General features: G+C 54.5%; 12 protein-coding genes. 8 read left to right on the top strand and 4 right to left on the bottom strand.

What is annotated here, in order from left to right; all coding sequences use genetic code 11:
- Positions 1 to 233 precede the first annotated feature (233 nt).
- The 6 genes from FUA23_RS19630 to FUA23_RS19605 all read left to right on the top strand — a co-directional run bounded on the left by FUA23_RS19630 (position 234) and on the right by FUA23_RS19605 (position 8,719).
- On the top strand, positions 234 to 1,997 hold the full coding sequence (locus FUA23_RS19630; RefSeq protein ID WP_147932478.1) for an alpha-L-rhamnosidase-related protein: 1,764 nt from the start codon (positions 234 to 236) through the stop codon (positions 1,995 to 1,997).
- 76 nt (positions 1,998 to 2,073) lie between these two features.
- The gene (locus FUA23_RS19625; protein ID WP_147932477.1) at positions 2,074 to 3,900 is read left to right on the top strand and encodes a glycoside hydrolase family 71/99 protein; all 1,827 of its coding nucleotides are present in this window, start codon (positions 2,074 to 2,076) and stop codon (positions 3,898 to 3,900) included.
- Positions 3,901 to 3,902: 2 nt separating this feature from the next.
- Positions 3,903 to 4,217: an L-rhamnose mutarotase gene (gene rhaM / locus FUA23_RS19620; RefSeq protein ID WP_147932476.1), complete on the top strand. Its 315-nt coding sequence runs from the start codon at positions 3,903 to 3,905 to the stop codon at positions 4,215 to 4,217.
- A 234-nt stretch (positions 4,218 to 4,451) separates the two neighbouring features.
- Entirely contained in the window at positions 4,452 to 5,951 is a 1,500-nt protein-coding gene (locus FUA23_RS19615; RefSeq protein WP_147932475.1) for a sulfatase family protein, read from the top strand.
- 10 nt (positions 5,952 to 5,961) lie between these two features.
- Entirely contained in the window at positions 5,962 to 7,446 is a 1,485-nt protein-coding gene (locus FUA23_RS19610) for a sulfatase family protein (protein WP_187271141.1), read from the top strand.
- 226 nt (positions 7,447 to 7,672) lie between these two features.
- Positions 7,673 to 8,719, top strand: coding sequence for a GntR family transcriptional regulator (locus FUA23_RS19605; protein ID WP_147932473.1), 1,047 nt, complete (start codon positions 7,673 to 7,675; stop codon positions 8,717 to 8,719).
- 46 nt (positions 8,720 to 8,765) lie between these two features.
- Here FUA23_RS19605 and FUA23_RS19600 read toward each other — a convergent pair whose 3' ends face one another.
- Entirely contained in the window at positions 8,766 to 10,238 is a 1,473-nt protein-coding gene (locus FUA23_RS19600) for a S41 family peptidase (protein WP_147932472.1), read from the bottom strand.
- Between the two features lie 476 nt (positions 10,239 to 10,714).
- On the opposite strand from FUA23_RS19600, the gene FUA23_RS19595 reads away from it, so the two are divergent.
- Together FUA23_RS19595 and FUA23_RS19590 are read left to right on the top strand one after the other, a co-directional pair.
- The gene (locus FUA23_RS19595) at positions 10,715 to 11,734 is read left to right on the top strand and encodes a sensor histidine kinase (RefSeq protein WP_147932471.1); all 1,020 of its coding nucleotides are present in this window, start codon (positions 10,715 to 10,717) and stop codon (positions 11,732 to 11,734) included.
- A complete protein-coding gene (locus FUA23_RS19590; RefSeq protein WP_147932470.1) occupies positions 11,731 to 12,423 on the top strand; it encodes a LytR/AlgR family response regulator transcription factor in 693 nt (230 codons plus the stop codon). Before FUA23_RS19595 ends, FUA23_RS19590 begins: the two co-directional genes overlap by 4 nt.
- A gap of 15 nt (positions 12,424 to 12,438) precedes the next feature.
- Here the strand turns inward: FUA23_RS19590 and FUA23_RS19585 are convergent, their stop codons facing one another.
- Genes FUA23_RS19585 through brxL form a run of 3 tightly spaced genes read right to left on the bottom strand, consistent with a single transcriptional unit; the run spans position 12,439 to position 16,340 of the window.
- The gene (locus FUA23_RS19585) at positions 12,439 to 13,449 is read right to left on the bottom strand and encodes a helix-turn-helix transcriptional regulator (protein ID WP_147932469.1); all 1,011 of its coding nucleotides are present in this window, start codon (positions 13,447 to 13,449) and stop codon (positions 12,439 to 12,441) included.
- Positions 13,450 to 13,452: 3 nt separating this feature from the next.
- Positions 13,453 to 14,235: a hypothetical protein gene (locus tag FUA23_RS19580; protein ID WP_147932468.1), complete on the bottom strand. Its 783-nt coding sequence runs from the start codon at positions 14,233 to 14,235 to the stop codon at positions 13,453 to 13,455.
- Between the two features lie 23 nt (positions 14,236 to 14,258).
- A complete protein-coding gene (gene brxL / locus FUA23_RS19575; RefSeq protein ID WP_147932467.1) occupies positions 14,259 to 16,340 on the bottom strand; it encodes a BREX system Lon protease-like protein BrxL in 2,082 nt (693 codons plus the stop codon).
- Between the last annotated feature and the right edge of the window lie 67 nt (positions 16,341 to 16,407).

Raw genomic sequence — 16,407 nt, 5'->3', positions numbered from 1 at the left:
TCCGCGCCGCGAAGTCTCCGGCCTCCGGCCTCCGACTTCGCGGCGCGGAACGCGCGCTCGTAGCAAGGCTTCGCCTTGCTAGAGACTATTCATTAACCCAGACACACTTAATTGAACTATCCCGGGAGTAGGGGTAGCGCAAAGATTAGTTGACACCCGGAAGGTACAGGATAGAACCACTGCAACAGAGGGCTACCTTTCAACCATTATTTCAGTTTCTCTGATCGATCATTATGCAAAAGCTTTTCACCCTGCTCCTCGTACTTCATGTATGCACCTGCGTCCGCGCCCAAAACGTGACGCTACCTCCTGTTTTTACCCAACAGGAAAGCGAGAACGCACACCGTTCTCCAATGACGAAAACCTACCTGACGCCCACACGAATCGTTTGGCAGTCGGACGACAGCGGTAAATTCATCCAGCACCCCGAACTTTTGCTAAAAAAGAGCAACGGACAGGTGGCGGTGAACGATCCTAAGTTATTGCGACTGATCAGTACCGCCGAGCACAAACCCGGTATCCTGCTCGATTACGGACGGGAACTGCACGGCGGCATCAAGATAAGTATGGGTATTAAACCCGGCAAAGAACCCGTCAAAGTCCGTGTTCGCTTCGGTGAATCGGCGATGGAGGCAATGTCCAACGTCGGCGGAAAACGGAACGCGACCAACGAGCACAGCCTCCGGGATTTTATCATCGAAGTACCGTGGCTCGGCAGCATCGAAGTAGGAGAAACCGGCTTCCGCTTCGTACGGATCGATCTGGTGGACGAAGGCGTGAACATGCCGCTGTACGCCGTCCAGGCGGCCTTCGTTTACCGCGACATACCCTACCTCGGAAGTTTCGAAAGCAGCGACGAACGCCTCAACGAAATATGGCGGGTAGGCGCTTACACCGTGCACCTCAACATGCAGGATTACCTGTGGGACGGCATCAAACGTGACCGCCTTGTATGGGTTGGGGACCTTCACCCGGAGATCATGACCGTAGCCTCCGTTTTCGGCAACAACAACGTCGTGCCCCGTAGTCTCGACCTGGCGCGCGACCAGCATCCGCTCCCGCAATGGATGAATACCATCAGCAGCTACTCCATGTGGTGGCTCATCATCCATAAACAGTGGTTCGACAACTACGGCGACCTCGACTACCTCAAAGAACAGGAAGCCTACATGATTGGGCTGCTGGACCAACTGGAGACCTTCATCGACGAGAACAACGGCGAAATTCTCAACGGCGGCCGCTTCCTCGACTGGCCGACCAGCCCCGACAAAAAGGCCGTCCACGCCGGCCTGCAATCGATGATGATCCTGACTTTCGACGCCGGAAGCGACATGATGGCGACCCTCGGAAAACCTGACCTGCAGAAGAAATACGCCAACGTTGCCCTGCGCCTGCGTAAGCACATTCCCGAAGGCAATACTACCAAACAAGCCGCCGCCATGATGGCCCTGGCGGGGCTGGTCGACGCGCAGCAGATCAACAAAGACATCCTCAGGAAAGACGGCGTTCAGAACATGTCCACATTCTACGGCTACTACATGCTCGAAGCGATGGCCAATGCCGGCGATCACGCTGGTGCGATGGACGTTATCCGGCAGTACTGGGGTGGGATGCTTGACCTCGGGGCAACAACCTTCTGGGAAGACTTCGACATCAACGACAGCCGTAATGCTGTTCGCATCGACGAGCTCGTCCCCGCCGGAAAGGATGACATCCACGGCGACTTCGGTGAGTTCTGCTACGTAGGCTATCGCCACAGCTTCTGCCACGGCTGGGCCTCAGGGCCAACCGCCTGGATGAGCCAGCACGTGCTCGGCATTACCCTGTTGGAAGGTGGCGACGCAGTAAAAATCAACCCCCACCTCGGCGACCTCAAATACGCCAAAGGCACCTACCCTACTAAACACGGGCTGATTCGGGTTATGCACTTTAAGGGAGTAGACGGTAAGGTGCAGTCTGTGGTTGACTTGCCAGTAGGAATGAAGCAGATAAAATAAGTGGGTTGAGCGCCTCTGGCGCTATTAATCCGTCACCAAATCGCGCCAGAGGCGCTCAACCCAATATACCCAAGCAATGCATCGATTAATTCTGATAACATCCTGCTTATTTTCGGCGTGCCTTTGTGCACAGCATTCCTCCCCCACCCTAATCTCCCCCCAGAAAGCGGACACCTGGGCGGCGACCGATGCCCTGGGCCGCAGCCTGCCCGGCAACGCCGAAGTCGGCGACCTGGACAAAGAAAAATACGTTGGTATTTTCTACTTCACCTGGCTCGGTGCGCACGGACACGACAAGCACAGCAGCCCGATTCAATCAGAAGGCGTAATGCCAAAAGAAGCCGGCAAAGATTACAAAAGCCCCTACGACATCAGTAAAATACTCGCCGAGCACCCGGACGAACCGCAGTACGGTCCGGAGCTGGCCTTTCACCACTGGGGAGAACCTTATTTTGGCTACTACCTCAGCGACGACGAGTGGGTCATCACCCGCCACGCTCAGTTACTGAGCGATGCGGGCGTAGACGTGATTGTTTTCGACGTCACCAACGCCGTGGTCTACCTCCCCATAGCCCTGAAAATATGTACCGTATTCTCCCGTTTGCAACAACAAGGCTGGGCGGTGCCAAAGGTGGCCTTCCTTACCAATACCAGGCACGTCGAGACAACGGAAAAACTCTACGCAGGCTTCTACGAGCGCGGCCTGTACGAAGACCTGTGGTTCCGGTGGAAAGGCAAGCCGCTCCTGATGGGCAATCCGGAAGGCCTGCCGACCGAGATTGCCCGTTTTTTCAACTTTCGTCGGTCTTGGGCCTGGACGGAGGGTCAGGAATGGTTCGGCGATGGCAAAGACAAATGGCCGTGGATCGATCACTATCCGCAGAATTATGGCTGGCACGACAACCCCGACACGCCGGAACAGATCGTCGTTTCTACGGCGCAGCATCCGATCTCCAATATCGGGCGGAGTTTTCACCACGGTAGTCAGCCGCCGGCTGACAGTATCGATTCCGGTGCGGGCTGGTTCTTTGCCGAACAGTGGAAACGCGCCCTGGAGGTAGACCCGGAGTTCGTCTTCATTACCGGCTGGAATGAGTGGGTGGCAATGCGCTTTACCGACGGACGCGCCAAAGAGATTATGGGCAAGCCGATCAAAAAAGGGGAAACCTTCTTTGTGGACCAGTACAATGAGGAATTCAGCCGCGACATCGAGCCGATGAAGGGCGGCTTTGGCGACAATTACTATTACCAGATGATTGACGGTATCCGGAAGTTTAAAGGGGCGCGGCCGCTGGTACAAAGTGCAGTTGATCCAGCCCGGATCATCCTCGATGGATCTTTCAATGACTGGGACGATGCCCTCCACGTCTACCACGATCACACCGGAGACATCACCGACCGGCACCACCCCGGCTGGGGCAGTATTGATGCCTACACCAATGCCTCAGGTCGTAACGACCTGCTCGAAAGCCGGCTCGTTGAAACAAACGACACCCTCAGTTTCTACCTGCGCACCGCCGCGGGTTTCTCCGGCGGGCAGCTTCCCCACGGGCTTACGCTCTACCTTAAAACCAGCCAAACCCCGCCGGGTGCTTTGGGGTACGATTACCGCATCATGAGAAGCAGCGTAACCATCGGCGAAGATCCGCAGTTGATCATTGAAAAAGCGGTCTCCTCTACCCGTTGGACACAGATCGCTACCCTCCCCTACGCCCTCACGGGCAACGAACTTGAGCTCAGCCTGTCTAAAGTTCACCTGCCAAACCCCGGCAAAAGCCTTGAATTTAAGTGGGCAGACGCGAAGGAGAGTTTCAACGACCCTATGTCATTCTACGATCAGGGAGACTGTGCCCCGAACGCCCGCTTCAACTACCGTTACTTACTAAATTCCAACAACCGATAGCTATGCAAAGGAAAGCCTTCATCCTGCAAGTTTACCCCGACAAAGTTGCCGAGTACGTCTCCCGCCACAATCCGATCTGGCCGGAATTGGCCACCCTGCTCCGCGAACACGGGGTAAGCAATTACAGCATCCACCTGGCCGACGACAACACCACGCTCTTCGGCTACGCCGAGATCGAATCCGAAGAACGCTGGGCAGCCATCGCTACAACCGAGGTTTGCCGGCGGTGGTGGGAAAGCATGGCGCCCCTGATGCGAACCAACGAGGACAATAGCCCGGAAACCAGGTCTTTGCGGGAAGTATTTCACCTGACCTGATATACCTAAGTCAAAGTGGTTGGGTATAATCCATCAAACCTGAATGCGGTGGCAACCTGCGCCACCTTTTCGGTTCTCACAGCTTTGCTCAAAAATCCTCATTCAGCTGCGGCTGAACTCCGGTCTGAGCGCCCTCCCAGCCCCGGACACCTACCAGTGCTCTACCATCAATTTGAGGGTAGACAGGACACTGGGAACTCAGATTCAATAACCAACTCCAATACCCCCCCCCCGATGACCGGTACTGTACATACTTTGCTGCGAACGCTGACGGGCCTGATGCTCGTGCTGATTCTGACTACTTGTTCGGGTACGAGACAACAGCCAGTTGCTGAGACAGCGGTTCAGAACGTAGTTCTGATCCTGACCGATGATCAAGGAGCCCACCTCTCCGCGCTCGGCACGCCGGGCCTGCGGACGCCCAACATCGACGCGCTGGCAGAAAACGCAGTGCTCTTCACCAACGCATTTGCCGCCGTACCGTCCTGTTCCCCCAGCCGGAGTTCGATCAATACGGGGATGTTTCCGCACGCCAACGGGCACTGGCGTAATACCATTACGCCAACCCTCCGCGACCCCGACGAAGCCTTCGGGCGAAACGCAACGGTAGTAGACAAAGTGGGCATCCATGAGTACATCAAGACCTTGCCGGAAGTGCTCCACGAAGCGGGTTACTTCACGGCCATCACCCAGAAATTCCACATGAGCCCGCCGTGGAAGTTCCCCTATTCCGCCCGGAACCCGGTACACAACGACCCGGCAAAATACCGCGAGGTAATCGGGGAGTTCATCGACGCCGCGGGCGATAAACCGTTCTTCTTTCAGGCGAACATCAGTCCGCCGCACCGACCGTTCTTCCAGCATTTGGAGCAGTTCCCGGAGTACCGGGTAAACCCGGACTCGGTCGTCGTACCCGGAGACCTGGCCGATACTCCGGCGATGCGCGCCGACTGGGCGGAGTACCTCGGATGCGTACAACTGGCAGATGCCTGTACCGGATCCATCATAGAAGTACTGCGGGAGCGGGGTCTGCTGGAAAACACCCTCATCATCTTTACCGGAGACCAGGGGCAGGCGTATCACAGGGCCAAGGCTTCGGCCTACTATGCGGGGCTTCACGTCCCGTTGATAGTTAGTGGACCACCGGCACCTGACACCGGCTCATGTAACGATGCGCTCATTTCGCTTACTGACCTAATGCCCAGCATTTTAGAATTCCTTAAACTACCTGTACCCGAAACCGTACAGGGGCGTAGTTTCATCCCCTTGCTGGGGCACTCTCCGAATGCGGTTTACCGGAAGTACGTCTTCGGTGAGCACAACTCCCACGGACCGACGCGGGCGGAACACTACCCTACCAGGATGGTATTCGACGGACGCTGGTACTACCTGCGCAACCTGCTGCCCGGCAAGATCTACGAGCTCCCCGCCGACCTAAAGGCCATTAAAGGCTGGGGCAACCACTCCTACGAAGCCACCATTGCTGCCGGGCAATCTCACCCGGAGGCGTACCAACTTCTGCGTACGCTCGAAGCCGGTCGGCCAACGGAGGAGCTTTACGACATGGACAACGACCCGTTCCAGACCAACAACCTGGCTGAAAACACGGACTACGCCAAAAAGAAAAACGAACTGGCTGACGTACTGGATGCCTGGCGAAAGCGGACCGGAGACTTAGCGGATGATCCGCTCGACATCCCCACCCGTCAACAAACTAAACGTTCAACTCACTAACGAACCAACGATGCGTTACCTCCCCCTGCTCCTATTACTCCTGCTTTGCACCTGCGACCGCGCCCAAAACACGGACAACACCGGACAAGATGCCCCCGCACCCGATACGCGCCCCAATGTGATCTTCATCATGGACGATCAGCACCGTTGGGATGCCATCGGAAAAGTGAATCCGCAGGTGATCACGCCGACCCTGGACGGCATGATCGACGACGGTATTTCCTTCAACCAGGCTGTGTGCCAGGCACCGATGTGCGTACCGAGCCGCAACTCGATTATGTTCGGGATGTACCCCAGCCAGACCGGCGTATTCCGGAACAGCGGCGGAGTGAAAGACGACGCGATGCCGGGTAAACCGATGCCGCAGTACTTCAAAGACGCAGGCTACGAAACCGCCGGTTTCGGGAAAACGCACTGGGGCAAACACCGCACCAACACCCGGGGATTCGAAACACGCTTCACCTCCGAAATTCCGGAAACGGGGGGGATCACGATGGCCCAGGTCGACAGCGCAGCCAAAGCCCGCTACGACGCTGAAATAAAGCCGATGGGGCCCGGAGAGGAAAACAACATCGGGTACCTCGGCTTCACGAGCCAACTGCCCGAAGGAGACCACCGCGACGGCTGGATCAACGAGCAGGCCATCAGGTACATCCGCCAGCGCGAAGACGAGCGCCCGCTGTTCTTCTACCTCAGTTATATGAAACCCCACGCCGGCCACAACCCGCCCGCCGGCTACGAAGAGAAGTACGACCTCGACGAGATCACCTACGCCGTACAACCTCCCTGGGTGGCCGACTACAGCCCCCACAGCAGTGGTGTGAACCGCAGGGAGATGTACGAAGGCTTCTGGAAAAACGCCGGCTCGGAAGAGTGGAAACTAATGACGATGCGCTACTACGCCAACATCACCTGGATCGACGATATGCTGGGGCGAACCCTCCGCGAACTGGGAGAGAAAGGTATCCTGAACAACGCCATTATTGTTTATACCGCCGACCACGGCGAGATGCTCGGCGAGCATTACTACCGCTTCAATAAATACTGCCTCTACGAAGCGAGCGTACGCGTGCCGCTGATCATTACCGGATCGGCCCTGCCCGAAAACCTGAAACGCGGCAGCACCGACAATCGACCCGTCGACCTGGTTGATGTGCTCCCCACCCTGCTCGCCGCCGCAGGCGTTGAGCCCAGTACCGAACTGCCTGGCTTCAACCTGCTGGACGCCCCGAAGCGCGAAGGAAACTTCTCCGCCCTGCACGAACGCCCGGGCGAAGCCGCCTTCATGTGGCGTACCGCCACAAACAAACTCATCCTTGTCTTCAACCGTAAAGCCGATCCGCACGAATACACCACTTCCGACATCATCGCCGGCGAGTTCTACGACCTCGAGGCAGACCCGCTGGAGTGGAACGACCTCTACGAAGAAACCGCCATCAGTGAACTGCGGGCGCAGTTCCAGAAAAAAATAATGGAGAAACTCGCAGCGATGTAGCGGAAGCCCCATCGTCTGCCCCTGCCAACCCCAACCGGAAATGGCGCCTGGTAGACAAAAGCTTCCAACCATACCGCCCAAAGCCCTGATGAACCGGGAAAAACGGCATACGAAAACATCAACCTTCGTGAACAGACCGAGTATAGTGGTTTATTCTTCGTAAAATTGCCCAACGTGGAAAGGCCTTTTGGCTTAACTTCTCACCTCTAAGCATTGCAAGCAGAATATGAAGATATTAGCCCACATTTCGATCGATGAAAAGTCCCGGAAACCCAAGTACCGGCAGATCGTGGACAGCATCATCGACAATATTTCTGCGGGCAAACTTAAGCTGAACGAGAAAATCCCCTCCATCAATATGCTGAGCGAGGAGTTCTCTCTGTCGCGGGATACTGTAGAAAAGGCGTACAACATCCTGAAAGAACGGAGCATCATTACCTCCGTGAAGGGCAAGGGGTATTACGTTACCAGTACGCCCCTGATCTCGCGGACCAATGTTCTCTTTCTGGTCAATAAGCTCAGCGTTTACAAGATGAGGATTTACAACTCCTTCATCAGTGCAATCGGTGAAACGACCCACACCGATCTTCATATTTACCACTGTGATGAATCGCTGTTCCTCAATCTGCTGCGGCAGGCCGAGAATGCCTATGATTACTACGTGATCATGCCGCACTTCAAAACCACCTCGCTTAAGCACGCCAGTACGACCGACAAAGTAACCCTTGCTCTGAACCGCATCCCGAAGCACAAACTCGTCGTGCTCGACAACCACCTGACTACGCTGGAGGGGAACTTCGCCGAGGTCTATCAGGATTTCGAAAGCGACATCTACGAAGCGCTGCAGCAAGGGCGCGACAAGATTTCCCGTTACAGCAAGCTCGTCATCACCTATCCTACCCGCTCGGTTTATCCATACCCGAAGCGAATCCTTCATGGTTTCAGGAAGTTCTGCGTCGAAGCCAAACTGCCCTTCGCCGTTATCGAGGAAATCGAAGAAGATATGCCCCTGGAGCCGGGAACCCTTTACCTGACCATCCCCGAAACCGACCTCGTCCACCTCGTCAAAGCCGCCAGAGACCAGGGGTTGCAACCGGGCCAGGACATCGGCATCATTTCCTACAACGAAACCCCACTCAAAGACCTGCTGGGCATCACCACTGTTTCCACCAATTTTGCCGAAATGGGCCGGATGACCGCAGAAATGATCTCGAAAAGACGGCAGGACAAGGTGAAAAACCCGTTTTTACTTCTGGACCGCGATTCGCTTTAAACTGAATCCCGGATTCACCCCAACAGCGTGCGGTACTGCCCTTTCCTTAGTCGGCTCCCGGGCAATGCCAACAATCATCCGGCGCGGACGCAGGTGCAAAGACAGTTTTCCCGGAGAAAGCACATCGGCGCCTGGCGGCCGCGTTGCGGCCGACGAGGTGCTCCAGCGCATAGCTCAATGCATCCGTGGCGGGGTCGAGTGCAATGTCTGGCTGAACCGGTGTGGCTGCTTCGTTGCCATTGGGCCGCACCAGGTAGCTATTGGAAATCTGGACGTTGCCCCGGAAGCTCTCCAGTCCTACCCGGATCAGGCCATCGGCGTGGAAGTTAGCGAGGTTGCCGCTCTCCTGCCCGATGATGGTCCCCATGCGGTAATCTTTAAATAATGCAGCGAAACAGGTACCTGCGCTGAAGGTGTTTCCGTCCATCAGCAGAATCACTTCGCCGCTGAAGGCCCGCGCCTGTCCGTAGGGTTTGATAATTGGATATTCTACCCGTGCATTTTCGTTGTCTGTGGCGGAGAAGATCGCCTTGAGGTGCGGGTTCAGCAGCTTCAACACCGGCATCGCCCACTGCACCCCGCCCGGCAGGTAGAGGTTTTTGAAGTTCTCCCTGAAAGCAGGGGTCACTTTCCATTCAGAATAGGCAAAGGTCCGGAAGGGTTCCGGGCTCAGGTAGCGGGCCAGCCTGGCCCCCACACGGGAATCGCCCCCGTCGTGGCCGCGCAGATCGAGGATGAGGGATTTCGCTCCGCTGTCGTTGATCGTTTCGAACGCATCCTTGAAGTAGCCACCAAAGGTTTTCGGAGCTCCCTCGAAGTGACGAATGCGGAGGTAAGCGACCTCATCGGTCAGCAATTTCGTTTCTACCACCGGTCCGTCGGTGTCCTTACGCAGGGTCGCTGCCCGTTCGACGCCCTGCAGGCTACGGACGGAACCATCGTTGAGGGTGATGTTGTATGCAACAGGCCCGTCACCGTAAGCGAGCCAGAAATAGCGGGGGAAATCGTTGGAAAGCAGCACCCGGTCCAGCGCCGGTGTTTCCCGGCTGGCGTGGGCAGAAAGCGCGGCGGTGATCTCGTGGCCCGGCCGGCCGTTGATGGCGGTGATCTCCTGACCAACGAGGTCCTCCCCTGCCGCGCCGAAGGCGCGGCGGACGAACAGGCCGTTCTCCCGAACGTCGATCGCTAAAGGAAAGTAGGTGCCCCCTGCAGACTGGTAGGCAGTGCGGACCTCCTGGTCCCACAGCCGGGAGTGGCCGTCGCCGAAGGCACAAACCAGCTGATTGAGCGCGCGGTACGCCTCCATTTTCGTGGGCGCAGCGGGCAGCGCGGCCAGCAGTTCATCGCGGTACGCGGCAATCGCCGCGGAGTCTGCGTAGTGGTAGGCGTTGGTGTGATAGATCTCGAAGGCCCGGATTATCCGGGCCATGTCTTGCCCGACAATGGTCTTGGTAAGGTCCTGGGCGGAGCCGAAGAAAGGAAAGCAGCAAAGAAGGAGAAAGGTTAGTACGTTTTTCATGGCGGTTGCTTTTGATGCTTACAATGGTCGGGTGCTTTGCTGCCGATCGCAACTGCGATTGATGAATCCGGCAATTCGATTGATGAGTCGGGTAAACGGCCGTTGGATCCATCCGCACTTTCAAAGCCCCGGTTCACACTGCTGAACGGCGGATTCGTCAACGTGAATATCGAATTGCGACAATGAAGACAGAGACTATGGACAAAGCGTACTGTCAAAAACAGTGAGTATTAGCGAAAACGCTGAGCATGATTAAAACCACATTACTCTACATTTTTGGCTCCCTCTCCGCTGAGCCTTAGGCGAAGCTTGTTGGAGAGGGCGGGGGGAGAGGGGGAAAATCAAAAATGTAGAGTAGTAATATCAAAACACAGGGGTGAACCCCTGTGCCACAAGAGACGGAACTCCGGTCCTGGGCAACCACCACGTTTGAGTGGAATCCGGCAACTTGTTTCTCAGTCTGCTATCTTAGGGGCATGGATAAAGGGTACGGCCAGTTGATTCGCTGGCACATCATCTTCTGTGTTTTTTACTATCTGGTGCAGGATCTGCTGATGGACCGGAGTCTGGACAGCCTCCGGGAACTACTGGCTCCGCATGACCTGCTGCTTACCCTGGCGTCGTTTGTCATCCTGTTTGTTTACGCGGCGGTGCCCTACGCCATCCTGCGCAAGAAGTACGACCGGCCGTGGTACGTACTCGCAGCGTGGCTGCTTGCCGGAACACTGGTAGCAGCTGGCTTCCGGTACATCATTGAGGAAGTCGTGGCGCCCGTTACCATCGGTTTCCGCAATTACCCACTGGGCACGTCGTTGCTCACCTATTATCTCGACAACCTGTACTATCTTATCCTCCACGGCGCCATCGGCGCGGTTGTTTTTCTGCTGCAAACCACCCAACTGCGCGAACAACAAAAGCAAGCCCTCATTGTGGAAAACCAGCGGACCGAACTGGCCTTTCTGCGGTCTCAGATCAATCCCCATTTTCTGTTCAACACCCTCAACAACGTGTACAGTCTGTTTTTTCAGCGGTCAGATAAAGCCCTGCGCGTCATCGAACGGCTCACCGTGATGCTCCGGTACGGACTTTACGAAAAAGCTGAGCGGGTTCCCCTGCGGAAGGAGGTCGAACACCTCGTCAACTTCATCGAACTGGAGAAGCTGAGGCTCGACTTTGAACCGGACATAAGCCTGAACCTGCCCGACGACGATACCCTTGCTGAAGTGCCCCCGCTCCTGCTGATCACCTTCGCCGAGAACGCCTTCAAACACGGCGATCTCCGGCAACCGCTCAGCATCGATCTCCGGGCGGATGCCACCACCCTGACTTACGCCGTCACCAACCACTACGGCGATAAAAGAAAACCACAGGACGGCGGCATCGGCATCGAGAACCTCCGTAAGCGATTGTCACTGCTCTACGGCGACCGCGCGACGATGGACGCAAGTAAGTCTGCCGACACCTACCGCGCTCACCTGCAAATACCCACCTCATGATTAACTGCCTCATCATCGACGACGAGCCCCTGGCGGGGCAACTCCTTGCCGCCTACGCCGAACGCAGCGCCGACCTCACCGTAGCCGGAACTTTCTCTAACCCCATCGAAGCACTTCACTTCCTGTCGGAAAACAAAGTCGACCTCCTCTTCCTCGACATTCAGATGCCCGAACTCACGGGCCTGCAGCTGATGAAGATCACCCGCGACAAGTACCAGATCGTCCTCACCACCGCCTACGAAGAATACGCCCTGAAGAGCTACGACTTCCAGGTAACCGACTATCTCCTCAAACCCATCAGCCTCGACCGCTTCCTCCTTGCCGTAGAGAAGGTGAAGAAAAACATGAGCTCAGCAGCGGGGGCTCCGCCCCCCGCCGAAGAACGCACCTACATTTTCGTAAAGAGCGGACATAAGACCGTCCGCATCGATTACGACAGCATCCTGCGGCTCGAGAGCATGAGCAATTACGTCGTCATCCATACGGCCCAGGAGAAAATAATGACCCTCGAAAACCTCAGCACCCTCATCGAAGCACTCCCCGGCGACCGGTTCGTCCGCACACACCGCTCCCACGCCGTCGCCCTCGATAAGATCGACTTCATCGAACGCAACCGCGCAGTAATCGCCGGAGAACACATCCCCATCAGCGATGGGTATAAGGACGGGTTTTGGGAGGTGGTGGGGTGATGGGGGGGGACACGTTCACGAATACTTCGCTAAGCCAATGTTCAGGTCTTTGATCAGGTCGCGACGAAGGCTTTTCGGTTCCAGCACCTCAATACCCTTCAGGTAAGAAAAGAGCGTAGCCCGTAGCTCATAATTCAAGAACACTTTCAGTTCGACGATTACACCTTCCGGTGCCCTGGACTTTACTTTTTGAGAGCCATGCAACGGTTTGCTTTCAATGTATGGCCATAGATCATTATCAATTTTTAACAGAACCCTTTCAACTGCCTGATCCATGGGAAAAGAGACACCAATCACATCATCGAAGTACTCCTCGAAATCGTAGGACTTATTCTCCAGAAATGGAAATGATGCTGGCTTTAACTCCTGTATCCGGTCGAGCGCCAGAATGGACAAGCCGCCAAAAGTTTCATTGTGCCCCAGTACGAACCAGCGGTTGTTGTACTGCTTGAGGTGCCAGGGATGAAAAGGCAAGTCGGCAGGTTCCGGTTGTTTAAATCCTTGGTAACTGACAAGAAGAGGTTTCTTTTGAGAGATGGCCGCAAAAAGATCGGCAAAATAGCGAAGCCCTTTGAGGTAGGGGTTCTCTTGAAAGCTGACACATGCCTCCGTGGTACTTGTCATTCCGAAGGCGGATTCAAGGCGGATTTTTATTTCATCGAGCCATTCAAACTGCGGCATTCCCTTAAAGCGAGAGAGGATGGCCAATGTTTCGGCAATCTGTTCCACTTCTGCCTGATTGACACTGCGTTGGCGGATAGTGAAGGAGGTGTCTTCATAGCGGAAAAATTTTCTACGCCCATCCTTATAACGAACAAGTGGTACCGCATAGCCCTGTTCACTTTCCATGAAAGTAATATCGTCATAGACCTGACGGCGTTTTACCCCATCATGAGAACCCGTAGCCTCATAGATCGCCTGATTACAGGCCTCGATGAGGTCTTCGATGTAGTACTTCCGGCCGGGATTGGAGAAGCATCGGTCGAGGGCGAGATAGCGAAGGGAAGCGAGTTTATTGGTGGCCATCTTTTAATCGGTAACTACACCACTTTTTACGTTAACCGATTTCAACCAGGATAAGCGGTAACGCCCATCCGGTGCAGGAGCATCATTAACGAATGCCTTACAGCCGTTGATAATACCGTCTACAGGTTTACTATGTATGACTAGTTCTGAGCCATCTTTTTGCTTGTAATGCTGGATGGTGTAAAACATCTCTATCTCTCCCAGTTCTTTTATGACGAGAATGGAGGTAGGATTGTTTTCAAAAGTGTACTTCCCTTGTTTTAAAATCTCCTCATTATGGTAGGCAAAGTAACGATTGGATGTTTGGCTCCTGTAGATTTTCACCCTATTTGTGCCTTTCCAAGCGCTGGTAAAATAAGTTAGAGCTAATGTAGCTTTAAGCTCTTTAGCCTTTTGAGGCTCAACATAAGCCTCCTGCAAATACTCCTTCGGGGACCTCCCTTTCAGCAGATTATTATTGATCATCACAAAAGGACTCGATTCTCCATCGTCCAGTTGAAGGAACATTAACCCTTCATCCGTGTAAACATGATTATAAAGACGTGATTCTCCATTGATCGTAATAACGATGGAGTTAGCAACCAGTAAAGGCTCATAGTGACCTTCACTAACAGTGCCTTTCCGTGAAATCATTAGCTTCCCATCTTGCTTGAAGACAAGTTTCATGGTCTCCTCATCATCTGCCACTACGACCCATAGGGTATTCGCGAACTTTGAAACTACTTCTACTGAGTTCCTAAGATTGTTAATCCTTTGAAGAATAATATCAAAAACTGTGTCTAGCATAATTTCTTCCTTAAAGTTGTTTTCTACCCTACAATCGTCACCTCAAACCCTTTACAACTCCGTTCCTCCTGCACCGTATTCGCCAGTGCAAAATGATCATTTAGATCATACGGTTGAAAGATATCGAGTCCCCTACCCAGGATGATTTTATAGCCGGTATCGGTTTCGATGTAGCGGTCGTGCTGGGCGCGGTCGGGTTGGATGTCGAAGGAAAGGTCAATGCCGGAGGCGAAGAGGCTGGATTCCAGCTGGCAGAGCAGCTTTTCAACTTCGGCGTGTTCTTCGGGTTTAGCGTTGGTGATGAGATGAATACAGACCTCATCACCCGGTTCTTTTTGGCGGTAAACGAGGCGGCAGAGCTCGTGGAGATTTTTCACCTGATAGAAGTGTCGGATGTAGGGATCGACAATGTGAATCTCAGACACGCCTTTGAGGTAATCGCCGAAGAGGTTTTCGTAGCTGACACCGCGCTGGTTTTCTTTGACGACGATGTTGATGCCGGTGGGGAGTCGTTCCGGTTCCTGGGCCTCAACGGGCGCTGTAGCCAAAGACTCCACAGCTTCCGGATCAACGGTGCCGGGCTTCTCCACCCTGCTCTTTTCATCTTTGCTTTGCACCTGCGTCCGCGCCCCTGAAAGCGCCCGATCGTACTGGAGTTCTTCCAGGGTGATCACTTCGTGCTCCGTCTCTGTTTCCTTGTCCAGGTAGACGAAGCGGACTTCCCGTTCGCGGAAGGTTTCGTCCATCTTCATCAGTTGGAGCTTGACGCGGCGGCGGCCTTCTATGGCAAATTCCAGCAACTCACGCACTTCCTCCTTTGTGCACTCACCGCCGGGAAAAAGTACTTTCATCAGCCCGCCGAAGGTCTTATGGATAGCGGTGCGGTCGCGGGTAGCAATGGTGGCATCGAGAGAGAAATATTTTTGGTAATAGGTACCAAAATCTTCGGAGCGCAGGAAGCGTAGGATCTCGGCGAGGTAGTCGACAATGAAGCCGAAGCCCGCGGTAAACATCTCTCCGCGGATGATGTCTACTTCCCACCCTGGCAGGTAAAAGTGCAGGCGATCCAGAAAGGCAGTATCGTAGTAAGCTTTAGGTAGCTGCTCGAATAAGTCAGTGTGCTTGAGCATGTAGTTCACCGACCGCTTGGTGTTACCAATGAAGGCCATACTGGCTTCTGCTCCCAGTGATTCCCGCCCCCGGCTGAAGGTTTTGTTGGCCATGTAATTCTTCATGACGTCGACCAGATTCTGGGGGATGCGTTTTTCCGGGCCGGCGAATTCATCGAAGGCGACGGAGTCCCAGTAACCAACAAGTCCGATTTTACCACTGGCATTGTTGACAAAGAGCTTGGCCAGCGTTACTTCACCGCCGGAAATAAGCATACCGTGGGGTGAGAACTCGGAAAACACATGGCTTTTACCCGTACCCTTGGGCCCGAGCTCGATAAAGTTGAAGTTCCTCTCCGTGAACGAGATAAGCCGGGTGAGTTGAAGCATTTTGTTGCGCCGACCAAAGTGCTCCGGGTTAAAACCGATGCTTTGCATCAAAACATCCATCCATTCTTCGGTGGTGAATTTATCGCGGCCCAAGAGGTAATCGACGAAGTCGAATTTGGAGAGCTGGATGGGTTTCACATTTTCGACGAGCCAGGGAACTGCATCGCGTTCTTCCCTGCTTTCGTAAGCCACATCGATGAGACACCATACACCTCCGGTGAGTAGTTTTGGGAATCGGCGAACCCACTCGTCCCGAAGAGGAACCCGTTTGAGTCCGAGGTTGGTAAAAGTAGCTACATGAACATCCTGGCGATCATCTAACTCCACACTGAGACGGTCGATAACGCGGTAGGTTCCCCGATCACGAATTTGTGATTTGATGAGTTCGGCTTGCTCACGATGGACATAGTGCTTCCCGAGAATTTTCTTCACCATTTCCACCCCTTCCCTGATGGTATCCTCTTCGTCGGTAGCACAGTACTGCCCTAGCAGATACTCCAGGACGAAAGTGGGGACTACGGCATTACCCTTTACCAACGAGGTAAGGTCTTTACGGACTACTTTGCCGGGGAAGGCGTCGTTTATGCGTTGGTCGAAGGGGGTCATTATCAGTGTTTGGTTAGACTATTTACTAGCCAGGAAGAATCTTCAATTTTGAGTATACTGCGAGAAA

The sequence above is a fragment of the Neolewinella aurantiaca genome (assembly GCF_008014675.1).
Classification (GTDB): domain Bacteria; phylum Bacteroidota; class Bacteroidia; order Chitinophagales; family Saprospiraceae; genus Neolewinella; species Neolewinella aurantiaca.
The sequence above is the reverse complement of the archived record's forward strand: the minus strand, read 5'-3'. Positions and strand labels throughout refer to the sequence as shown.

Excerpts from the sequence above, each read along its gene's own strand:
- FUA23_RS19630 (WP_147932478.1), top strand. The coding sequence starts at position 234 with ATGCAAAAGCTTTTCACCCTGCTCCTCGTACTTCATGTATGCACCTGC.
- FUA23_RS19585 (WP_147932469.1), bottom strand. The coding sequence starts at position 13,449 with ATGGCCACCAATAAACTCGCTTCCCTTCGCTATCTCGCCCTCGACCGA.
- FUA23_RS19615 (WP_147932475.1), top strand. The coding sequence starts at position 4,452 with ATGACCGGTACTGTACATACTTTGCTGCGAACGCTGACGGGCCTGATG.
- FUA23_RS19605 (WP_147932473.1), top strand. The coding sequence starts at position 7,673 with ATGAAGATATTAGCCCACATTTCGATCGATGAAAAGTCCCGGAAACCC.
- FUA23_RS19595 (WP_147932471.1), top strand. The coding sequence starts at position 10,715 with ATGGATAAAGGGTACGGCCAGTTGATTCGCTGGCACATCATCTTCTGT.
- FUA23_RS19610 (WP_187271141.1), top strand. The coding sequence starts at position 5,962 with ATGCGTTACCTCCCCCTGCTCCTATTACTCCTGCTTTGCACCTGCGAC.
- FUA23_RS19600 (WP_147932472.1), bottom strand. The coding sequence starts at position 10,238 with ATGAAAAACGTACTAACCTTTCTCCTTCTTTGCTGCTTTCCTTTCTTC.
- brxL (WP_147932467.1), bottom strand. The coding sequence starts at position 16,340 with ATGACCCCCTTCGACCAACGCATAAACGACGCCTTCCCCGGCAAAGTA.
- FUA23_RS19590 (WP_147932470.1), top strand. The coding sequence starts at position 11,731 with ATGATTAACTGCCTCATCATCGACGACGAGCCCCTGGCGGGGCAACTC.
- rhaM (WP_147932476.1), top strand. The coding sequence starts at position 3,903 with ATGCAAAGGAAAGCCTTCATCCTGCAAGTTTACCCCGACAAAGTTGCC.
- FUA23_RS19625 (WP_147932477.1), top strand. The coding sequence starts at position 2,074 with ATGCATCGATTAATTCTGATAACATCCTGCTTATTTTCGGCGTGCCTT.
- FUA23_RS19580 (WP_147932468.1), bottom strand. The coding sequence starts at position 14,235 with ATGCTAGACACAGTTTTTGATATTATTCTTCAAAGGATTAACAATCTT.